The organism is Pedococcus ginsenosidimutans, from assembly GCF_039544395.1.
Lineage (GTDB): Bacteria > Actinomycetota > Actinomycetes > Actinomycetales > Dermatophilaceae > Pedococcus > Pedococcus ginsenosidimutans.
On record NZ_BAABLO010000004.1, the window covers coordinates 577,656 to 594,164 of the forward strand.

The following is a 16,509-nucleotide window of genomic DNA, read 5'->3' on the forward strand; positions in this document are numbered from 1 at the left end:
GGTGCGCCACGCCGCGCGGTTCTCCGAGGTTTGCACGCACGACACGCCCACGGATTTGCGTCTCATCGAATGAGACGGCAATATCATCCCATGGACAACACGAGTGGAGTCGGCGTTCTCGACAAGGCGGCCATCGTCCTGGGCGCCCTCGAGGCCGGGCCGTCGACCCTTGCGCAGCTGGTGACCGCCACCGGCCTCGCCCGCCCCACGGCCCACCGGCTGGCCGTCGCCCTCGAGCACCACCGGCTGGTCACGCGCGACCTGCAGGGCCGCTTCGTGCTCGGGCCGCGCCTGGCCGAGCTCGCCGCGGCCGCCGGCGAGGACCGCCTGCTCGCCGCCGCAGGTCCGGTCCTCGGAGCCCTGCGCGACCACACCAACGAGAGCGCGCAGCTCTTCCGCCGCCAGGGCGACCACCGCATCTGCGTCTCGGCCGCCGAGCGGCCCGTCGGCCTGCGCGACTCCATCCCGATCGGCGCGACGTTGTCGATGCTCGCCGGCTCGGCGGCGCAGGTCCTGCTCGCCTGGGAGGAACCGGACCGGCTCCACCGCGGGCTGCACGGGGCCAAGTTCACGGCCACGACGCTCTCGGGCGTCCGCCGCCGCGGCTGGGCCCAGAGCGTCGGGGAGCGCGAGGCCGGGGTCGCCTCGGTGTCCGCGCCCGTGCGCGGCCCGTCCGGACGGGTGGTCGCCGCGGTGTCCATCTCCGGCCCCATCGAGCGCCTCTCCCGCCAGCCCGGGCGCCTGCACGCCGCCACCGTGATCGCCGGCGCCAACAAGCTGACCGAGGTGCTCGCCCGCCACCACGCCCAGCAGCAGCAGCAGAACCACGCCTGACCGCCTCCCCCGTCCCCACTCATTGCCCGGAAGCCACCGCTGGAGCCTCGTTCGAGGCTCCGGCGGTGGCTTCCGGGCAATAGGTCGAGAGGGGCTCGCTCAACGCCCGGGCGCGGCGATCCGCTCATGGGCAGTCTCGCCGCGGCGACCGACGGGGACCGTCCCCGAGATGGCCGCGAGGCCGAACGGTGCGGGACCGGCGTAGACGCTCTCGGCCGCCGACACGGCATACGTCTCATGCCAGATGGTGACGGCCGACGGGTCGGTGCGCGCCGCGCGGTAGAAGGCGAGCCAGGCCGGACGGTGCTCGAGCGGGGTGGCGTTGGCGTAGGCGTAGATGTCGTCGACGCTGCGCCACCACTGGATCATCGTGGTCCCGAGGCCGTGCACGGTCGAACGGCTCCCGAGGTAGCCCAGGGACTCGGCCTCCCCGCGGGCGGCAGCCGCCTTGTTGCGCTCGAGCTCCACGATCATCTTCGGCATCGCGCGCACCGCGGAGCCGACGACGCCGACCCTCCACGGCTTGTGGACCCGCAGGCCGATGAGGAAGACGGCGAGGGGGCCCTCGTAGGCGTGGGTGACGCGCTCGACCATGACGTTCTCCTTGGATAGTGACACTGCCCATCGCAGTTCTGCCATATTGGGCAGTGGCACTATCCGATGTCAAGACCCAGGAGGCACCGATGCGCATCTCCGAGCTGGCCGAGACGACCGGCGTGCCCGTCCACACGCTGAAGTACTACCTGCGCGAGGGGCTGCTCATGCCGGGCGTGGCCACGAGCCGGACCCGCGCGGAGTACGGCGAGGAGCACGTCGAGCGCGTACGCCTCGTGCGCGCGCTCGTCGAGCACGGTGGCGTGGGCATCTCCGGGGTGCACTCGATCCTCTCGGCGCTGGCCGCTCCCCCGCCGTCGCGCCACGAGCTCCTGGGCGTAGCCCACTGTGCGCTGCCGACCCCGGGCGACCAGGGGCCGGTCAGCGAGGAGGTCGCAGCCCTCGTGGCCGACCTCGGCTGGCCGGTGTGGGACCGGGCCCCGGCCGTCCGCGCCCTGAGCGCGGCGGTCACGGCTGCCCGTGACGCGGGCATCCCCCTGCCACCGGAGACGCTGCGCCGCTACGCCGAGGCGATGGCAGACGTGGCGTCGGTCGACCTCGACGCGGCGCTGGCGGCCGGCGACCCCGCTGCCGCGATGCACACCGTGGTGGTCGGCACCGTCATGGTCGACCCCGTGCTGGTGGCGCTGCGCCGCCTCGCCCAGGAGGCCGTCAGCGCCGGGCGCGGCTGACCGGGCGCTCGGCGGGCTCCTGGCACAGCACGACGAAGAAGGCCCCCGCCCTGGTGGGCGGGGGCCTTCTCACGATGTAGCCCCGACGGGATTCGAACCCGCGCTACCGCCTTGAGAGGGCGGCGTGCTAGGCCGCTACACAACGGGGCCCTAGCTGGTTCGCCTGTCGCCTTGCGGCTCCGGGCAGCGGAGAGAACCTTACCGAATGGTGCGGGATTTCTCCGAATCGGCGTGTGTCCCAAGGGACTTGCGCCAGAGCTGGGGTACCAGGACTCGAACCTAGAATGACGGTACCAGAAACCGTAGTGTTGCCAATTACACCATACCCCAAGGGGTATCACGCCCAGCGCGCCCGAAGGCCTTCAGGGGGTGAACCGAGAAGCGATACTACCGGTCGCCCGGAGCCTGCCCAAATCGGCTCCTCGCTACGACTCCCTCAGCTCGCTGCGGAGCTTGAGGACGGTCGTCCCGTCCTCCTGCTCGATGACGTAGGCGGGGTCGTCGTCACTGCCCTTGCGGGTGATCTGCGAACCCTTGACGGTCCTGGTCACGGTGTCGTGGTGGACCTCGACGACCGTGCCCTCGGCCACGCCCTGGCCCCACTTCCAGGAGACGCTGCTCCCCTTGCGCAGAGCCATCAGGCCCCTCCCTGGTCCCGGCCCTCGCGGGCATCCGCCTCGGCGACGGCCTTCAGGGTACGCAGGGTCTGCTCGATCCCGCGACGGTTGCGCGAGGGGAAGCCGAGCGCCTCGACGAGCAGCCGCTGCGGGGCGGCGTACATCGAGTAGTCGAAGGACTCCGTCACGCGGGTGCCTCCCCCGGCGACCGGCTCGAGCTCGTAGCGCCAGCGGTGGCCGCCGAAGTGGCGCCACGCGATGCGGCGCCCCTCCTCGAACTCCACCACGCGGTTGCTGATCCGGTACGGAACGCCACCCAGCTTCATGTCGACGCCGAAGGTCGCGCCGCGCTCGAGCCGCTCGGGCCCGGACACGGTGTCGCGTACCGAGCCGGAGCCGTCGATGCGGGCGTGCTGGCGCGGGTCGGCCAGGATGCCGAAGACGACGTCGGCGGGCGCGGCGACGTCGATGGAGGACGAGACGACGTGGCTCATGCGGCCAGCTCGTCGCGCAGACGCGTCAGCCGCGCCAGGGTCGACGTCTTGCCGAGGATCTGCATGGACTCGAACAGCGGCGGGCTGATGCGCTGCCCGGACACGGCGGTGCGCAGCGGGCCGAAGGCGAACTTCGGCTTGATGCCCATGCCCTCGACGATCGCCGACCGCAGCGCCGCCTCGATGGCAGGGGCGTTCCAGCCGCTCTCGTCACCGAGGACGCCACCGCGCGAGTCGTCGACCCCGGAGAGCGCCTCGACCGCCGCCGCCAGGACGGCGCCGGCGTCGTCCTTGAGCTGCGCCCGGGCGTCGTCGGCCACCCCGACCTCGTCGTCGCCGACGTAGAAGGGCCCCACGAGGGCAGCAGCCTCGGTGAGCAGCGCCATCCGTGTCTGGATGAGCTCGGTCACCTTGGCCAGCCTGGCGAGCTGGCCGAGGCTCGGCTCGGCCGGCAGGACACCGGCCCGCTCGAGGTAGGGCAGCAGGCGCGACGCGAGCTCCTCCACCGGCAACTGGCGGATGTGCACGCCGTTGAGCCACTCGAGCTTCTTGAGGTCGAAGATGGGGCCGACGGGGTTGACCTTGCGCCAGTCGAAGTCCGCCGAGAACTCCTCGAAGGTGAAGACCTCCACGTCCTCGCCGCTCTCCCCCTCCTTCGGCGGATAGGCAAGCAGGGCAAGGAAGTTCACGAGCGCCTCGGGCAGGTAGCCCTCCTCGCGGAACCACGTGAGCCGGGCCGCGGGGTTCTTGCGCTTGGAGATCTTCGACTTGTCGGTGTTGCGCAGCAGGGGCATGTGCGCCCACTTCGGGGGCTCCAGGCCGAGCCAGCGGTAGAGCAGGATGTGCTTGGGGGTGCTGGAGATCCACTCCTCGCCGCGCACGACGTGGGTGATGCCCATCTCGTGGTCGTCGACGACGACCGCGAGGTGGTAGGTCGGGAAGCCGTCGGCCTTGAGGATCACCTGGTCGTCGGGGCGCGGCGCCGAGACCCGGCCGCGGATGAGGTCCTCGAACTGCAGCTCCACGTCCTCGGGGACGAGCATGCGCACCACGGGCGTCTCGGAGAACCCCGGCAGCTGCGCCCGCTCCTCGCGCGTCTTGCCGTGGCAGAGGCGGTCGTAGCCAGTGGGCTGCTTGGACTTCTGCTGGATCTCGCGCATGGTGGCGAGGCGCTCCGTGGAGCACCAGCAGTGGTAGGCCTTGCCCTCGGCGAGCAGCCGCTCCACGTAGGGGCGGTAGGTGTCGAGCCGCTCGGACTGCCGGTACGGCGCGTAGTCGCCGCCGACGTCCGGCCCCTCGTCCCACTGCAGGCCCAGCCAGTGCAGGGTGTCGAACACCTGCTGCTCGCTGTCCTCGCGGAAGCGGGCCCGGTCGGTGTCCTCGATGCGCAGCACGAACCTGCCGCCCTGCTGGCGCGCGAACGCCAGGTTGAACAGGGACATGTAGGCGGTGCCGACGTGGGGGTCGCCGGTCGGGGACGGGGCGACGCGGAGGCGTGGGGCGGTGGGGGTGTGCTCACTCATGGTGGACCCGATTCTAGGGAGCCGCCCCGCGCGGGGCTCGCCGGTGGTGGCTGCCGCCAGCCGGGAAGGGGGTGGCTTTCCGGGGCGAACCGGCTCAGACTGCCAGCGTGACGGGGGTGGCGCAGCAGGGGCGCAGGGCACGGCCGCGGCCGGTGGCGGTCGCCATCGGCGTGCTGGTGGCGATCATCGTGGTGTTCTTCATGCGCCGGCTCGTCACCGACGTCCCGCACGTCGTGGCGGGCACCGTGCCGGACGACGACCTCGCCGAGAAGTACGTGGCGCACCCGTGGCTGGCCTACGGACACATCGTGCCGGGCATGGTCTACCTGCTCGGTGCCCCGTTCCAGCTCTCGCGCACGTTCAGGAGCCGGCACTACGCACTGCACCGGCGGCTCGGACGCGTGCTGCTCGGGTGCGCCCTGGTGTCGGGCGTGCTGTCCGTCGTCCTCGGCGTCGTCTTCGCGTGGGGGCGCGGCGCCGAGACGTCGGCCACGGTGGTGTTCGGGTCCTGGTTCGTCGTGACGCTGCTGCTCGCGTTCCGTGCGATCCGGGACGGCCGGGTGGCCCAGCACCGGCGGTGGATGGTCCGGGCGTTCGCCGTGGGGCTCGGGGTGGCCACGATCCGCATCTGGGTCGGCATCTTCACCGGCATCCAGATCGGGCTGCTCGGGATGGGCGACGCGACCATGCCCCTGCGCGCCACCTTCGGCGTCGCCTTCTGGCTGGGGCTGTCGATGCACGTGGTGTTCGCCGAGTGGTGGCTGCGCCGCACGCCCGACCTCGACGGCTAGGAGGTACGGCGCGGAGCCGGCCCCGCACCGTACCTGCTCGGTCAGCGGCGGACGAACGGGTTGGACAGGGTGCCGATGCCCTCGATCTCGACCTCGACCCGCTGGCCCGCCTCGACGGGACCGACCCCGGCCGGCGTCCCCGTGAGGATGACGTCGCCGGGCAGGAGCGTGAACGCCTTCGACGCGTGGGAGACCAGCGTGGCTACGTCGTGGACCATGTCGGCGGTGGTGCCGTCCTGCACGAGCTCGCCGTCGCGGCGGGTGCGCAGCGCGAGGCGTGAGGGGTCGAGGTCGGTCTCGATCCACGGACCCAGGGGGCAGAACGTGTCCATGCCCTTGGCGCGGGCCCACTGGCCGTCGCCGCGCTGGAGGTCACGCGCCGTCACGTCGTCGGCGCAGGTGTAGCCGAAGACGACCTTGGCGACCTCGTCGGGCTCGATGTCCTTGCAGATCCGCCCGATGACCACGGCGAGCTCGCCCTCGTAGTGCACCTCGTCGGTGAGGTCGGGGATGACCACGGGCTCGCCCGGGCCCACGACGGCGGTGTTGGGGATGAGGAACATGAGGGGCTCGGCCGGCGCCTCGCCACCCATCTCCTTGGCGTGGTCGACGTAGTTCTTCCCGATGCCGATCACCTTGCTGCGCGGGATGACCGGCGCCAGCAGCCGCACGTCCTCGACGAGGTGCGTCGCCCCGGTCAGCTCGATCTTCGTGTAGAGCGGGTCGCCGGTGATCTCGGCGATCTTCTCCCCTGCCCCGTCGACCAGTCCGAAGACCGGGTCCTCACCCGTCGTGAATCTCGCGATGCGCATGCTCCCGAGACTAACCGGCTCAGCGCGCGGAGAACTCGCGGCGGTAGCGCTGCGGCGAGGTGCCCACGACCGACTGGAAGTGCGTGCGCAACAGGGCCGCCGAGCCGAACCCGCTGTGGGTGGCCACCGAGTCGACCGGGAGGTCGGTCTGCTCGAGGAGCTCGCGGGCCCGCAGTACCCGCTGCTGCACGATCCACCGGTGCGGGGTGGTGCCCGTCTCGGCCACGAACCGCCGGGCGAAGGTGCGCTCCGACATCATGGCCAGCCGGGCCAGGTCGGGCACGGTGTGCGGCTCGTCGAGGTTCTCGGTGATGTGGTTGAGCACCGGCTGGATGCTCTCGCAGCTGGTCTCGGGCAGCGGCGACTCGACGTACTGGCGCTGGCCCCCGTCGCGCTGCGGAGGGACGACCATGCGGCGCGCGATCCGGGTCGCGACCGCGGAGCCGAGCTCGCGGCGCACGAGGTGCAGGCAGGCGTCGATGCCTGCGGCAGTGCCGGCGCCGGTGATGATCGACCCCTCGTCGATGTAGAGGACGTCCATGGAGACCCGGGTGCGGGGGAAGCGGCGGGCGAACTCCTCCGCGTAGCGCCAGTGCGTCACCGCGCTGAGCCCGTCGAGCAGGCCGGTCTCCCCCAGGACGAACGCGCCGGTGCAGATGGACAGGATGGTGGCGCCTCGTCGGTGCGCCTCACGGATCGTCTCGAGCAGGGCCTCGGGGTACTCGTCGCGGACTCCCCCGGCGGGGATGACCACGAGGTCGGCGTCGACGGCGTCGGCCCAGGCGTGGCTCGGCACGAACTGCCCACCGCTGGTCGTCGCGACCGGCTCCCCCGCAGCCTCGCCACAGGTGATGAAGGTGAACGGGGGGACCCCGTCGTCGGTGCGGTCGAGGCCGAAGACCTCGCACGCCACCGACATCTCGAACATGGCCATGGGGTTGGTGGCCAGGGCTGCGACCGTCGTGAGCGCCATACCGCCCATGATGCCACGCCAAGTGGCAGAAAGGTGGCCCTAAGCGTCAGTTCTGCCACTCGTGGCCGGATCTTGCCGAGCGCATGATTACTGACATGACCATCATCCTGCTCCTGGCCTTCGTCACCACCGTCGTCGCCGCCCTCGAGCGGCACCACCGCCGCACCTGGGCGCTCCCCCGCGCACCCCACGGCGCGGACTCCACCATCGCCTTCAGCGACCTCGACCACGACGTCGACCGCGTCCTGCACGACGTCGACGCACGTCGCTGAGCCGCGCTCAGCGCAGCTGGCGCTCGACGGCACGCGCCATCACCGCGTACCCCGCGTCGTTGGCGTGGAAGTCGAAGCGCGGCGGGGCCATCCACGTCCACGTCACGATGCGGGCGAGGTTGGTCGGCAGGGTGCCGATGCCCTTCACGACCACCGGGGTCGTGACCGTGGTGTCGAAGGCGCCCGCGACGTCGGCCACCCTCGCGCCGGCCGCCCGGGCGCTCCCGGCGATGGCCGCGTTGAGCTTCGTCAGCTCGACGACCGACTGCTGCCCGGGACCCGACGTGCCCGAGCCGCCGAGCAGGTCGAGGACGAGGAACGGGTCGTAGTAGTTGAGGACCACGACCTGCACGTGCGGGGCGGCCGCGCGCAGGCGGCTGGTGATCTGCGGCAGGTTCTTCGCCAGGGTCGCGAGGGCGGGTTTCGTGCAGGACGGCTCGAGGCCCGCGAAGCCGCAGCGCGCGACGTCGTTGCCGCCGATGTCCAGCGTCACGAGGCGCACGTCGGCTGCGTGGTCGCGCAGGAACTGCTCCGCCTCGGCGAGCTGGCTCCCGCGGTCGTAGGTGCAGCCGCCGCCGTCGAGCATCGAGGTCGTCGTCTCGCCCGAGCAGGCGAGGTTGACCAGCTCGGTGGTGCCGGCGCGGGCCTCGACCGCCTTGCGGACCGCTCCTACGTAGCCCTCGGCGCGGTGGTCGACGCCGTTCTGGAAGCCCGCGGCGAGTGAGTCGCCGAGGGCGACGTAGTAGCCGGTCCCGGGCGGTGCCGACGCGGGCGTGGTGATGGCCGTGCCTCCCGGCGTGGCCGGGTCCCGCGTCGCGGTCGGGGTGCCGGACGGCGCCGGCGAGGTCGTGGCGGCGGTGGGTCCGGTGCGGGTGGGGGACGACGTGGACGTCGCCGTCGTGCCGCCGCCGAGGACGTCGCTGAACGCCCCCGAGGCGAACCCCAGGACCGTTCCCGCCCCGAGGAGCAGCACCACGGCGGTGATCGCGGCGGCGAGGCTGCGTCTGCTCATGGAGCCACGGTGCCACGCCCGGCTGGGAGCCCGCGCAGCCGGGATACCCTTGCGGTGATGGAGCCCACGGTGTTGACGCGCGAGCAGTGGCGCGAGCTCGAGGTCTCCCACGAGCAGCGTGCCGACGCCGCCACCGAGGCCCACCGTGCCCGGCGCAGTGACCGGGTCGCCCACCCCGTCGAGGACTTCCTCTTCACGTACTACCCGTTCCGGCCCGCCCTCCTGCGGCGCTGGCACCCCGGACCCGGGGTGGTCCTCGAGGACGCCGCCGGTCTCCCCCGGGCGGGGTGGCGGCACTACCGCGGGGTGGGCCATGACGTGGAGCTGGACGTCGCCGGGTACCTCGCCTCCCGAGGCGCGACCGTGGACTTCGTCCGCGGGCTCCTCACGGCGACCGCCGCCCGCCCCGCCCAGCTCGGCTGCTTCGGGCTGCACGAGTGGGCGATGGTCTACCGCCAGACCGCCGAGGAGGTGCGCCACCGTGAGTGGCCGCTTCGGCTGGGCGCGGGGGGCACCGACGCCCTCGTCGAGGGCATGCAGATCAGGTGCACCCACTTCGACGCCTTCCGCTTCTACACCCCGCCGGCGCGCTCGCTCAACCTCCTGCAGCCGACGCGGGAGACCCAGGTCGCCCTCGAGCAGCCGGGCTGCCTGCACGCCGGCATGGACCTCTACAAGTGGGCGATGAAGCTGGCACCCGCGGTCCCCGGTGACCTCGTCCTGGACTGCTTCGACCACGCCCGCGCGATCCGCGAGCTCGACATGCGCGCCTCGCCGTACGACCTCTCGGCCCTCGGCTACGAGCCCGTGCGCATCGAGACGCCGGCGGGACGGGCGGAGTACGCCGCGGCGCAGCGCGGGTTCGCTGAGCGCGGGCAGGCGCTGCGCGACCGGCTCGTCCATGCCATCGACGCCCTGCGCACCCCCGCGCCCGCCTGACGCGGCGCCCGCTTGACCCCGGGCCTGCCTGACGCCACACGCCTACCTGACCCCGGCGCCCGCAGGGTGGTCCGTTTCGTGACGTCGGCGGCCGGGGCCCTAGTCTGGTCGCCGTGTCCAAAGTTCTGACGTCCCTACCCGTTGGTGAGCGTGTCGGGATCGCCTTCTCAGGCGGTCTGGACACCTCGGTCGCCGTCGCCTGGATGCGGGAGAAGGGTGCGGTCCCCTGCACCTACACCGCAGACCTCGGGCAGTACGACGAGCCCGAGATCGACACGGTGCCCAGCCGCGCCGGCCAGTACGGCGCCGAGCTCGCGCGCCTCGTGGACTGCCGCAGCGCGCTGGTCGAGGAAGGGCTGTCCGCCGTCGCCTGCGGCGCCTTCCACATCCGCAGCGGTGGCCGCACCTACTTCAACACCACGCCGCTGGGCCGGGCCGTGACCGGCACCCTGCTGGTGCGCGCCATGAAGGAGGACGGCGTCGACATCTGGGGCGACGGATCCACCTTCAAGGGCAACGACATCGAGCGCTTCTACCGCTACGGGCTGCTGGCCAACCCGTCGCTGCGCATCTACAAGCCGTGGCTCGACGCCGACTTCGTCCACGAGCTCGGCGGGCGCCAGGAGATGTCGGAGTGGCTCACCGCCCGCGACCTCCCCTACCGGGCCAGCGCCGCCAAGGCCTACTCCACCGACGCCAACATCTGGGGCGCGACCCACGAGGCGAAGACGCTGGAGTTCCTCAACGAGTCGATGGAGATCGTCGAGCCCATCATGGGCGTGCGGTTCTGGGACGAGTCGGTGTCGATCGCGTCCGAGGACGTCACCGTCCGCTTCGAGCAGGGTCGCCCGGTCGCCATCAACGGCAACGACTTCGGCGGCGACGCGGTGGCTTTGGTCGACGAGGCCAACAAGGTCGGTGGCCGGCACGGGCTCGGCATGTCCGACCAGATCGAGAACCGCATCATCGAGGCCAAGAGCCGCGGCATCTACGAGGCACCCGGCCTGGCGCTGCTGCACCTCACCTACGAGCGGCTGCTCAACGCGATCCACAACGAGGACACCATCGCCAACTACCACGCGGAGGGTCGCCGCCTCGGGCGACTGCTCTACGAAGGCCGTTGGCTCGACCCGCAGTCGCTGATGCTGCGCGAGTCGCTGCAGCGCTGGGTCGCCTCGGCCGTCACCGGTGAGGTCACCGTGCGGCTGCGCCGCGGCGACGACTACTCCATCCTCGACACCACGGGCCCGGCGTTCAGCTACCACCCGGAAAAGCTGTCGATGGAGCGCACCGAGGACGCCGCGTTCGGGCCGGTCGACCGCATCGGCCAGCTCACCATGCGCAACCTCGACATCGCCGACTCCCGCGCCAAGCTCGAGCTGTATGCCGCGCAGGGTCAGCTGGTCGCGCGCCACCATGCGCTCGTCGGTGACCTCGAGCCCGGTGGTGCCAAGGCGATCTCGTCCAACCCGTTCGTGAAGTCCGAGGGCGACGACGAGGCGCTCGACCGCGCGGCGATCGAGTCGGGCACCGACTGACCGCTACTGCGGCGGAGAGAGCAGGCCGCGCTGGATGGCGATCGACATCGCCTCCAGCTTGCTGTGGGCACCGAGCTTGGCCGACAGGTTGGCGACGTGGTTGCGGACGGTGTTGACGCTCAGGGTCAGCTCGGTCGCGATGGCGGCGTTGGACAGGCCCTGGGCCAGCATCGCCAGGACCTCCTCCTCGCGGGGGGTGAGCGTCGGCGTCGGCGCGCTCACCCTCGTCAGCCGGGGGAGCAGTCGGGCCAGCATCTCCGCCGAGACCGAGGCCTCCCCCTGCGACGCCGCACGCACGGCCGAGGTGACCTCGGCGAGGCTCCTGGTCTTGGAGAGGAACCCCGCAGCGCCCGCCTGCAGCGCCCGCACGAGCACGTCGTCGGAGCTCGATCCCGTGAGCACCAGCACGTTCATGCTCGGGCGCAGGGCCTTGAGGTCGGCGATCGCGTCGACCCCGTCGCCGTCGGGGAGCCGCCGGTCCAGGACCAGCACGTCGGGGGCGCCGGACTGCACGCGCGCCCGGGCCTGGCCGAGGGTGGACGCCACGCCCACCGAGACGATGTCGGGCTCGTCCTCCAGCACGCGGGCAAGGCTCGAGGCCATCACCTCGTGGTCGTCGACGATCAGCACCCTGATCGGCTGGTCGTTGCGGTGCGCCGGGTTCGCGCCGTCGTCTTCGCTCATGGATGGGCCCCTCCTCCGCGCCTAGTATCCATGCACCAGCTCAGGGGGCGCGCGCGCACCGCCCGACCACGCCGTACGGGCGCGACCATGGACGCCTCCCGGGTGTCCCCCGACCAGGCGCCCGTCCCTCCTCACAGGACAGGCAGGTCCGTGCCCGCGGTCCGCGTGCTCATCGCCGACGACCACCCCCAGATGCTGGGGGCGATGGTCCACGTCGTCGAGTCCGACGACCGGTTCACCGTCGTCGGCACCGCGACCACCGGGGACGACGCCGTCCGCCTCGCGGGCGAGCTCGAGGTCGACGTCGCCCTGGTCGACGTCCGCATGCCGGGAGGCGGCCCCGCCGCGGTGCGAGCCTTCCAGGCCCTGCCCTCCGCGCCGGTCATCGTGGCGGTGTCGGCCGAGACCACCGCGGGTGTGGTGGCGGCCATGGTGCGGGCCGGGGTGGTCGGCTACCTGGCCAAGGGCCGTATCGGGGAGAGCCTCCCGGAGGTGCTCGCGCGCTGCGCCGCGGGAGAGGTGGTCCTCGCCACCGGCTCGGCGGCGGGGGCCCTGCGGCTGCTGCTGGACCGCTGACCTGCAGGGTCGCCCCGTGGTGGGGGCGCCGCGTCGTGCCTACGATGGGCCACCAGTGGCCGGGACGGATCGTGCCGGACGACGGAGGGGGGACCGCCGCATGACGCAGGACGCATGGCTGTCGACGGAGGGCGGGGTCGTGGTCGGCCCACAGGTCGTCTTCGCGATGGACGCCGACGGCACGTGCACCATCTCGGCGGGCCCGGGCCTGGCTGCACTGGGGTTCGCGCCGGGTGAGCTGGTCGGCCAGAACCTCCGCGAGGTCTACCGCGACGACCCCCTGGGTTCGGAGGCCCTCGATGCAGCGCTGTCGGGACGGCGCTACCACGGCGAGCGCGAGTACCTCGGACGGCGGCTGGCCCTGTTCTTCGAGCCGATCCACGACGCTGCCGGGGTCCTGACCGGTGCCGTCGGGATCGCGACCGACGTGACCGAGCAGCGGCAGGCGGAGGCCCAGGCGCGCGTCCAGGACCGGCGGACCGTGGAGCTCGCCACCGACCTGAGCCGCTTCAAGGCCCTCGTCGAGGCCTCCCCCGACTTCATCGCCATCGCCGCCCTCGACGGCACGGTGGAGTACGTCAACCCCGGCGGCCGCAAGCTCATCGGCATGGCCCTCGACGCCGACGTCACCGCGACGACGATCTCGGACTACCTCACGCCCGAGGGCCTCGCCCTGTCCTTGGAGGTGGAGCAGCCCGCGGTCGTCCGCGACGGCCACTTCGAGGGCGAGACGACGTTGAAGCACCAGGACGGACACGCCATACCCGTCGCCGTCGCGAGCTTCCTCATGTTCGACATCACCACCGGTGAGCCCTTTGCGCTCGCCACCGTGCAGCGCGACATCAGCGAGCGCGTCGCCGCCGACCGGGTCATGGCCGACCTGATCGAGCAGCGGACGGCGCTGCTCACCCGGCTCGTGGACGCGCAGGACGCCGAGCGGGCCAGGATCGCCGCCGACGTGCACGACGACCCGGTGCAGGCCGTGGCGGCGGTCGACCTGCGCATGGGCCTGCTCCGCCGACGGCTGCGGGAGCAGGCACCGGCACTCCTGTCCGAGCTCGACGGCCTCCAGGAGACCCTGGCCGCGGCGACCGACCGGCTGCGGTCGCTGCTGTTCGACCTCGAGCCGCCGGACCTGTCCGAGCGGGGCCTCGCCGGGGCGCTCCAGCGGGCGGTCGACGAGATCTACGAGGGCACCGAGGTGCAGGCGCACGTCGACGGCAGCCTCGAGCCGGACCTCCCGGAGGCTGCCCGGGCAGTCGCCTACCGCATCGCCAAGGAGGCACTCGTCAACGTCCTCAAGCACTCACGGGCCCACCAGGTCCAGGTGACGTTGACCGCGGTCGTCGGCGGGATGCAGCTCGACGTCGACGACGACGGGGTCGGCCCGGGTCCTGCCGTCGGCCCTTCGGCACCCGGGCACCGGGGAGTCTCCGGGATGCGCGACCGCGCCACCCTCGCAGGTGGACGGTGCACGGTTGGGGACAGCCGGCTCGGGGGCACGCGGGTGTCCCTGTGGCTGCCGGGCCCGGAGGCGGCGCCGACCTCGACCCCCGGTCTCGGGGCCGGGCTCGGGCTCACGCTCGCCGCGAGCCGCAGCACCAGCCTCGGCTTCGCGCAGGGCGTGCCCGGGAGCCCGGCCCCCGCGAGCAGCCGCCCGTCCTGAGCCGCTCGCCCACCACCGCCCCTCCGGGTATCCGCCTTCCCACGCGCTTCCCACGCGCGCGCCGAACCACCCCGGGAGGCAGGAGGGCGGCTGAGTCGGTGCATGCGCACTACGAGGACTGGGGCGCGGGCACCGCGACGGCAGGCTGGTCCATCGCGCATCGTGGGAGCACGTCGGCCGGTCCGCGTCCCCTGAGGGCCGGCCGACGCTTCATGCCCCGGACCGGTGGCCGTTGTCCCCCGGACCCGCTGACCAGTGTCGATGTACTAGTCGAGATGCGACGCAGGCATGGTGTGGCCCCCCGCAGCGCCGGACAGACTGGTGCCCAGAGCCCGGTGGTCCCCCCGCGTCACGCGCACTGGGCTCCGCGCGCGACGAGCACCGTTCGGCCCCCTCCCCTGCATTGGGCCGGACGGTGCTCGTCCCCGCGTCAGTCCCGCGCCCGTCCCCCGCGCCCGTCCCCCGCGTCAGTCCCCGTCCGCGCCGTCCTAGCGGACGGGTACGCCTGCCCGGACCAGCCCGTAGGTGACGCCCTCGACCAGGGCGCGCCACGAGGCCTCTAGGATGTTGCCCGCCACACCGATGGTCTCCCACGACGTCTGGCCGTCCGAGGTCTCGATGAGGACGCGGGTCACCGCGTCCGTGCCGTGGGCGGCGTCGAGGATGCGCACGCGGAAGTCGATGAGCTCGAGCTTGGACAGCTCGGGATACGCAGGCATGAGCGCCTGCCGCAGGGCGTGGTCCAGGGCGTTGACCGGGCCGTTCCCCTCACCGGTGGCCACGACGCGCTCCCCTCCCGCGCGCAGCTTGACCGTGGCCTCGGACAGCGCGTTCTCGTCACCGCGGGCGTCGGTGATCACGCGCCACGACTCGACCTCGAAGAACTCGTAGCCGTGGCCCTCCACCTCGCGGCGCAGGAGCAGCTCGAAGGACGCGTCCGCAGCGTCGAACGTGTAGCCGCGCAGCTCCAGGTCCTTGACCGTCGCGAGGACCCGCGCGAGCAGGTCGTCGTTGCCGGCCAGGTCGTAGCCGAGCTCGCGGCCCTTGAGCTCGATGCTCGCGCGACCAGCCATGTCAGAGACCAGCATCCGCATGTCGTTGCCCACGTGGGCGGGGTCCGTGTGCTGGTAGAGGTCGGGGTCGATCCGGATCGCGCTGGCGTGCAGGCCGGCCTTGTGCGCGAACGCACTCGCCCCCACGTAGGGCTGGCGGCTGTAGGGCGGGACGTTGGTGATCTCGCTGATGGCGTGCGCGATCCGCGTCGCCTCACGCAGGCGCTCGGTCTCCAGCAGCGGCAGGCCACGCTTGATCTGCAGGTTGCTCACGACGGTGAGGATGTCGGCGTTCCCGGTGCGCTCGCCGTACCCGTTCACCGTCCCCTGCACGTGGGTGGCCCCCGCCTCGACCGCAGCCATGGAGTTGGCAACGGCGCAGCCGGTGTCGTTGTGGCAGTGGATGCCGACGCGGGCCGAGGTGGTGCCGACGGCGTCGGCGACGACGGCCGCCACCTGGTCGGGGAGCATGCCGCCGTTGGTGTCGCACAGCGCCACCACCTCGGCGCCGGACTCCATCGCCGCGCGCACCACCTCGAGGGCGTAACCGCGGTCCGCGGCATACCCGTCGAAGAAGTGCTCGGCGTCGAGGAACACGCGCCGTCCCTCGGCGGTGAGGAACGAGACGGTGTCACGCACCATGTCGAGGTTCTCCTGCACGGTCGTGCGCAGGGCCGTCTCGACGTGCCGCACGTGCGACTTCGCGACGAGGGTCACGACCGGTGCCTCGGAGTCGAGCAGGGCCCGGACCTGCGGGTCGTCGGCAGCGCGACCGCCGACCCGCCGGGTGGCCCCGAACGCCGCGAGCGTGGCGTTCCTCAGCCGGAGCTCGTGCTGGGCGCGGGCGAAGAACTCGGTGTCCTTGGGGTTCGCGCCCGGCCAGCCACCCTCGATGAAGCCGACCCCGAGCTCGTCGAGGTGCGCCGCGATGGCGAGCTTGTCCGACACGGAGAGGTTGAGCCCCTCCTGCTGCGCGCCGTCGCGCAGGGTGGTGTCGTAGACGTGCAGGTCGCTCATCGTGGTGGTTCCCGTCGAGTCGGTGGAGTCCGGTGGTGCTGCCCGGTGGTGCTGCCCGGTGGTTGCTGCCCGGTGGTTGCTGCTGGGTGGTGCTGCGTGGTTGCGTCGTCCTGGTGGTTCATTCTCCGCCGTCACGCCTCCGTGGCCATCGGTGGCGGCCGGTGGGAGGTCCTGACAAAGCAAAAGACCCCCCGGGTGCGGGAGGTCTGCGCGACGAGGATGTCTCGTCGCGCTAGTCGATAATCACCATGGTGGTCGCCATGTGCCAGGAGGTCACGAGAGCACTGTGGCACGCGGTGTCCGCCCGCTGAACCCCCGGTCCGGATCGTGGTCACCACGCGCCATACCCCCCCGTCGCTCCCCGCACCCGCCCCATCGTGGCCCGAAGTTTGGGACTTCGGGCCAACAAGGCCGCCTCATGCC

General features: G+C 72.2%; 17 protein-coding genes and 2 tRNA genes. 8 read left to right on the forward strand and 11 right to left on the reverse strand.

Annotation, left to right across the window (positions count from 1 at the left end; all coding sequences use genetic code 11):
- The first annotated feature begins 90 nt into the window (after positions 1 to 90).
- Positions 91 to 834: an IclR family transcriptional regulator gene (locus ABEA42_RS07485; protein WP_056883602.1), complete on the forward strand. Its 744-nt coding sequence runs from the start codon at positions 91 to 93 to the stop codon at positions 832 to 834.
- A 99-nt stretch (positions 835 to 933) separates the two neighbouring features.
- Here ABEA42_RS07485 and ABEA42_RS07490 read toward each other — a convergent pair whose 3' ends face one another.
- Positions 934 to 1,428 carry a monooxygenase family protein gene (locus ABEA42_RS07490; protein ID WP_345502228.1) on the reverse strand — a complete coding sequence of 165 codons (495 nt, stop codon included), beginning with the start codon at positions 1,426 to 1,428 and terminating at the stop codon, positions 934 to 936.
- An 89-nt stretch (positions 1,429 to 1,517) separates the two neighbouring features.
- On the opposite strand from ABEA42_RS07490, the gene ABEA42_RS07495 reads away from it, so the two are divergent.
- Positions 1,518 to 2,120 carry a MerR family transcriptional regulator gene (locus ABEA42_RS07495; RefSeq protein ID WP_345502230.1) on the forward strand — a complete coding sequence of 201 codons (603 nt, stop codon included), beginning with the start codon at positions 1,518 to 1,520 and terminating at the stop codon, positions 2,118 to 2,120.
- A gap of 77 nt (positions 2,121 to 2,197) precedes the next feature.
- Here the strand turns inward: ABEA42_RS07495 and ABEA42_RS07500 are convergent.
- From ABEA42_RS07500 to gltX, 5 genes are all read right to left on the reverse strand, one after another.
- Positions 2,198 to 2,270, reverse strand: a tRNA-Glu gene (locus ABEA42_RS07500).
- 108 nt (positions 2,271 to 2,378) lie between these two features.
- Positions 2,379 to 2,450 (reverse strand) — tRNA-Gln (locus ABEA42_RS07505).
- 95 nt (positions 2,451 to 2,545) lie between these two features.
- Entirely contained in the window at positions 2,546 to 2,758 is a 213-nt protein-coding gene (locus ABEA42_RS07510) for a hypervirulence associated TUDOR domain-containing protein (RefSeq protein WP_345502231.1), read from the reverse strand.
- Entirely contained in the window at positions 2,758 to 3,231 is a 474-nt protein-coding gene (locus ABEA42_RS07515) for an SRPBCC family protein (RefSeq protein WP_345502232.1), read from the reverse strand. The genes ABEA42_RS07510 and ABEA42_RS07515 overlap by 1 nt, the downstream gene beginning before the upstream one ends.
- Positions 3,228 to 4,754 carry a glutamate--tRNA ligase gene (gene gltX, locus ABEA42_RS07520; RefSeq protein ID WP_345502233.1) on the reverse strand — a complete coding sequence of 509 codons (1,527 nt, stop codon included), beginning with the start codon at positions 4,752 to 4,754 and terminating at the stop codon, positions 3,228 to 3,230. The genes ABEA42_RS07515 and gltX overlap by 4 nt, the downstream gene beginning before the upstream one ends.
- Before the next feature lie 107 nt (positions 4,755 to 4,861).
- On the opposite strand from gltX, the gene ABEA42_RS07525 reads away from it, so the two are divergent.
- Entirely contained in the window at positions 4,862 to 5,545 is a 684-nt protein-coding gene (locus ABEA42_RS07525; protein WP_345502234.1) for a DUF2306 domain-containing protein, read from the forward strand.
- A 41-nt stretch (positions 5,546 to 5,586) separates the two neighbouring features.
- Here the strand turns inward: ABEA42_RS07525 and ABEA42_RS07530 are convergent, their stop codons facing one another.
- On the reverse strand, positions 5,587 to 6,357 hold the full coding sequence (locus tag ABEA42_RS07530) for a fumarylacetoacetate hydrolase family protein (RefSeq protein WP_345502235.1): 771 nt from the start codon (positions 6,355 to 6,357) through the stop codon (positions 5,587 to 5,589).
- Between the two features lie 19 nt (positions 6,358 to 6,376).
- Positions 6,377 to 7,330, reverse strand: coding sequence for a GlxA family transcriptional regulator (locus ABEA42_RS07535; RefSeq protein ID WP_345502236.1), 954 nt, complete (start codon positions 7,328 to 7,330; stop codon positions 6,377 to 6,379).
- Between the two features lie 95 nt (positions 7,331 to 7,425).
- On the opposite strand from ABEA42_RS07535, the gene ABEA42_RS07540 reads away from it, so the two are divergent.
- On the forward strand, positions 7,426 to 7,602 hold the full coding sequence (locus ABEA42_RS07540; RefSeq protein ID WP_345502238.1) for a hypothetical protein: 177 nt from the start codon (positions 7,426 to 7,428) through the stop codon (positions 7,600 to 7,602).
- A gap of 7 nt (positions 7,603 to 7,609) precedes the next feature.
- On the opposite strand, the gene ABEA42_RS07545 is transcribed toward ABEA42_RS07540, so the two are convergent.
- Positions 7,610 to 8,614, reverse strand: coding sequence for an SGNH/GDSL hydrolase family protein (locus ABEA42_RS07545; protein ID WP_345502240.1), 1,005 nt, complete (start codon positions 8,612 to 8,614; stop codon positions 7,610 to 7,612).
- A gap of 57 nt (positions 8,615 to 8,671) precedes the next feature.
- On the opposite strand from ABEA42_RS07545, the gene ABEA42_RS07550 reads away from it, so the two are divergent.
- On the forward strand, positions 8,672 to 9,553 hold the full coding sequence (locus tag ABEA42_RS07550) for a 3-methyladenine DNA glycosylase (protein ID WP_345502242.1): 882 nt from the start codon (positions 8,672 to 8,674) through the stop codon (positions 9,551 to 9,553).
- A 113-nt stretch (positions 9,554 to 9,666) separates the two neighbouring features.
- Entirely contained in the window at positions 9,667 to 11,091 is a 1,425-nt protein-coding gene (gene argG / locus ABEA42_RS07555) for an argininosuccinate synthase (RefSeq protein WP_345502244.1), read from the forward strand.
- A 3-nt stretch (positions 11,092 to 11,094) separates the two neighbouring features.
- On the opposite strand, the gene ABEA42_RS07560 is transcribed toward argG, so the two are convergent.
- Entirely contained in the window at positions 11,095 to 11,775 is a 681-nt protein-coding gene (locus ABEA42_RS07560; protein WP_345502246.1) for a response regulator transcription factor, read from the reverse strand.
- 150 nt (positions 11,776 to 11,925) lie between these two features.
- Here ABEA42_RS07560 and ABEA42_RS07565 point away from each other — a divergent pair, with 150 nt between their 5' ends.
- Entirely contained in the window at positions 11,926 to 12,351 is a 426-nt protein-coding gene (locus ABEA42_RS07565; RefSeq protein WP_345502248.1) for a response regulator, read from the forward strand.
- A gap of 100 nt (positions 12,352 to 12,451) precedes the next feature.
- A complete protein-coding gene (locus ABEA42_RS07570) occupies positions 12,452 to 14,017 on the forward strand; it encodes a PAS domain-containing sensor histidine kinase (protein WP_345502249.1) in 1,566 nt (521 codons plus the stop codon).
- 488 nt (positions 14,018 to 14,505) lie between these two features.
- Here the strand turns inward: ABEA42_RS07570 and cimA are convergent, their stop codons facing one another.
- Positions 14,506 to 16,086 (reverse strand): citramalate synthase, encoded by a 1,581-nt coding sequence (gene cimA, locus ABEA42_RS07575; protein WP_345502250.1) that lies wholly within the window; start codon positions 16,084 to 16,086, stop codon positions 14,506 to 14,508.
- Positions 16,087 to 16,509 lie beyond the last annotated feature (423 nt).

Excerpts from the sequence above, each read along its gene's own strand:
- ABEA42_RS07485 (WP_056883602.1), top strand. The coding sequence starts at position 91 with ATGGACAACACGAGTGGAGTCGGCGTTCTCGACAAGGCGGCCATCGTC.
- ABEA42_RS07490 (WP_345502228.1), bottom strand. The coding sequence starts at position 1,428 with ATGGTCGAGCGCGTCACCCACGCCTACGAGGGCCCCCTCGCCGTCTTC.
- ABEA42_RS07495 (WP_345502230.1), top strand. The coding sequence starts at position 1,518 with ATGCGCATCTCCGAGCTGGCCGAGACGACCGGCGTGCCCGTCCACACG.
- ABEA42_RS07510 (WP_345502231.1), bottom strand. The coding sequence starts at position 2,758 with ATGGCTCTGCGCAAGGGGAGCAGCGTCTCCTGGAAGTGGGGCCAGGGC.
- ABEA42_RS07515 (WP_345502232.1), bottom strand. The coding sequence starts at position 3,231 with ATGAGCCACGTCGTCTCGTCCTCCATCGACGTCGCCGCGCCCGCCGAC.
- gltX (WP_345502233.1), bottom strand. The coding sequence starts at position 4,754 with ATGAGTGAGCACACCCCCACCGCCCCACGCCTCCGCGTCGCCCCGTCC.
- ABEA42_RS07530 (WP_345502235.1), bottom strand. The coding sequence starts at position 6,357 with ATGCGCATCGCGAGATTCACGACGGGTGAGGACCCGGTCTTCGGACTG.
- ABEA42_RS07535 (WP_345502236.1), bottom strand. The coding sequence starts at position 7,330 with ATGGCGCTCACGACGGTCGCAGCCCTGGCCACCAACCCCATGGCCATG.
- ABEA42_RS07540 (WP_345502238.1), top strand. The coding sequence starts at position 7,426 with ATGACCATCATCCTGCTCCTGGCCTTCGTCACCACCGTCGTCGCCGCC.
- ABEA42_RS07545 (WP_345502240.1), bottom strand. The coding sequence starts at position 8,614 with ATGAGCAGACGCAGCCTCGCCGCCGCGATCACCGCCGTGGTGCTGCTC.
- ABEA42_RS07550 (WP_345502242.1), top strand. The coding sequence starts at position 8,672 with ATGGAGCCCACGGTGTTGACGCGCGAGCAGTGGCGCGAGCTCGAGGTC.
- ABEA42_RS07560 (WP_345502246.1), bottom strand. The coding sequence starts at position 11,775 with ATGAGCGAAGACGACGGCGCGAACCCGGCGCACCGCAACGACCAGCCG.
- ABEA42_RS07570 (WP_345502249.1), top strand. The coding sequence starts at position 12,452 with ATGACGCAGGACGCATGGCTGTCGACGGAGGGCGGGGTCGTGGTCGGC.
- cimA (WP_345502250.1), bottom strand. The coding sequence starts at position 16,086 with ATGAGCGACCTGCACGTCTACGACACCACCCTGCGCGACGGCGCGCAG.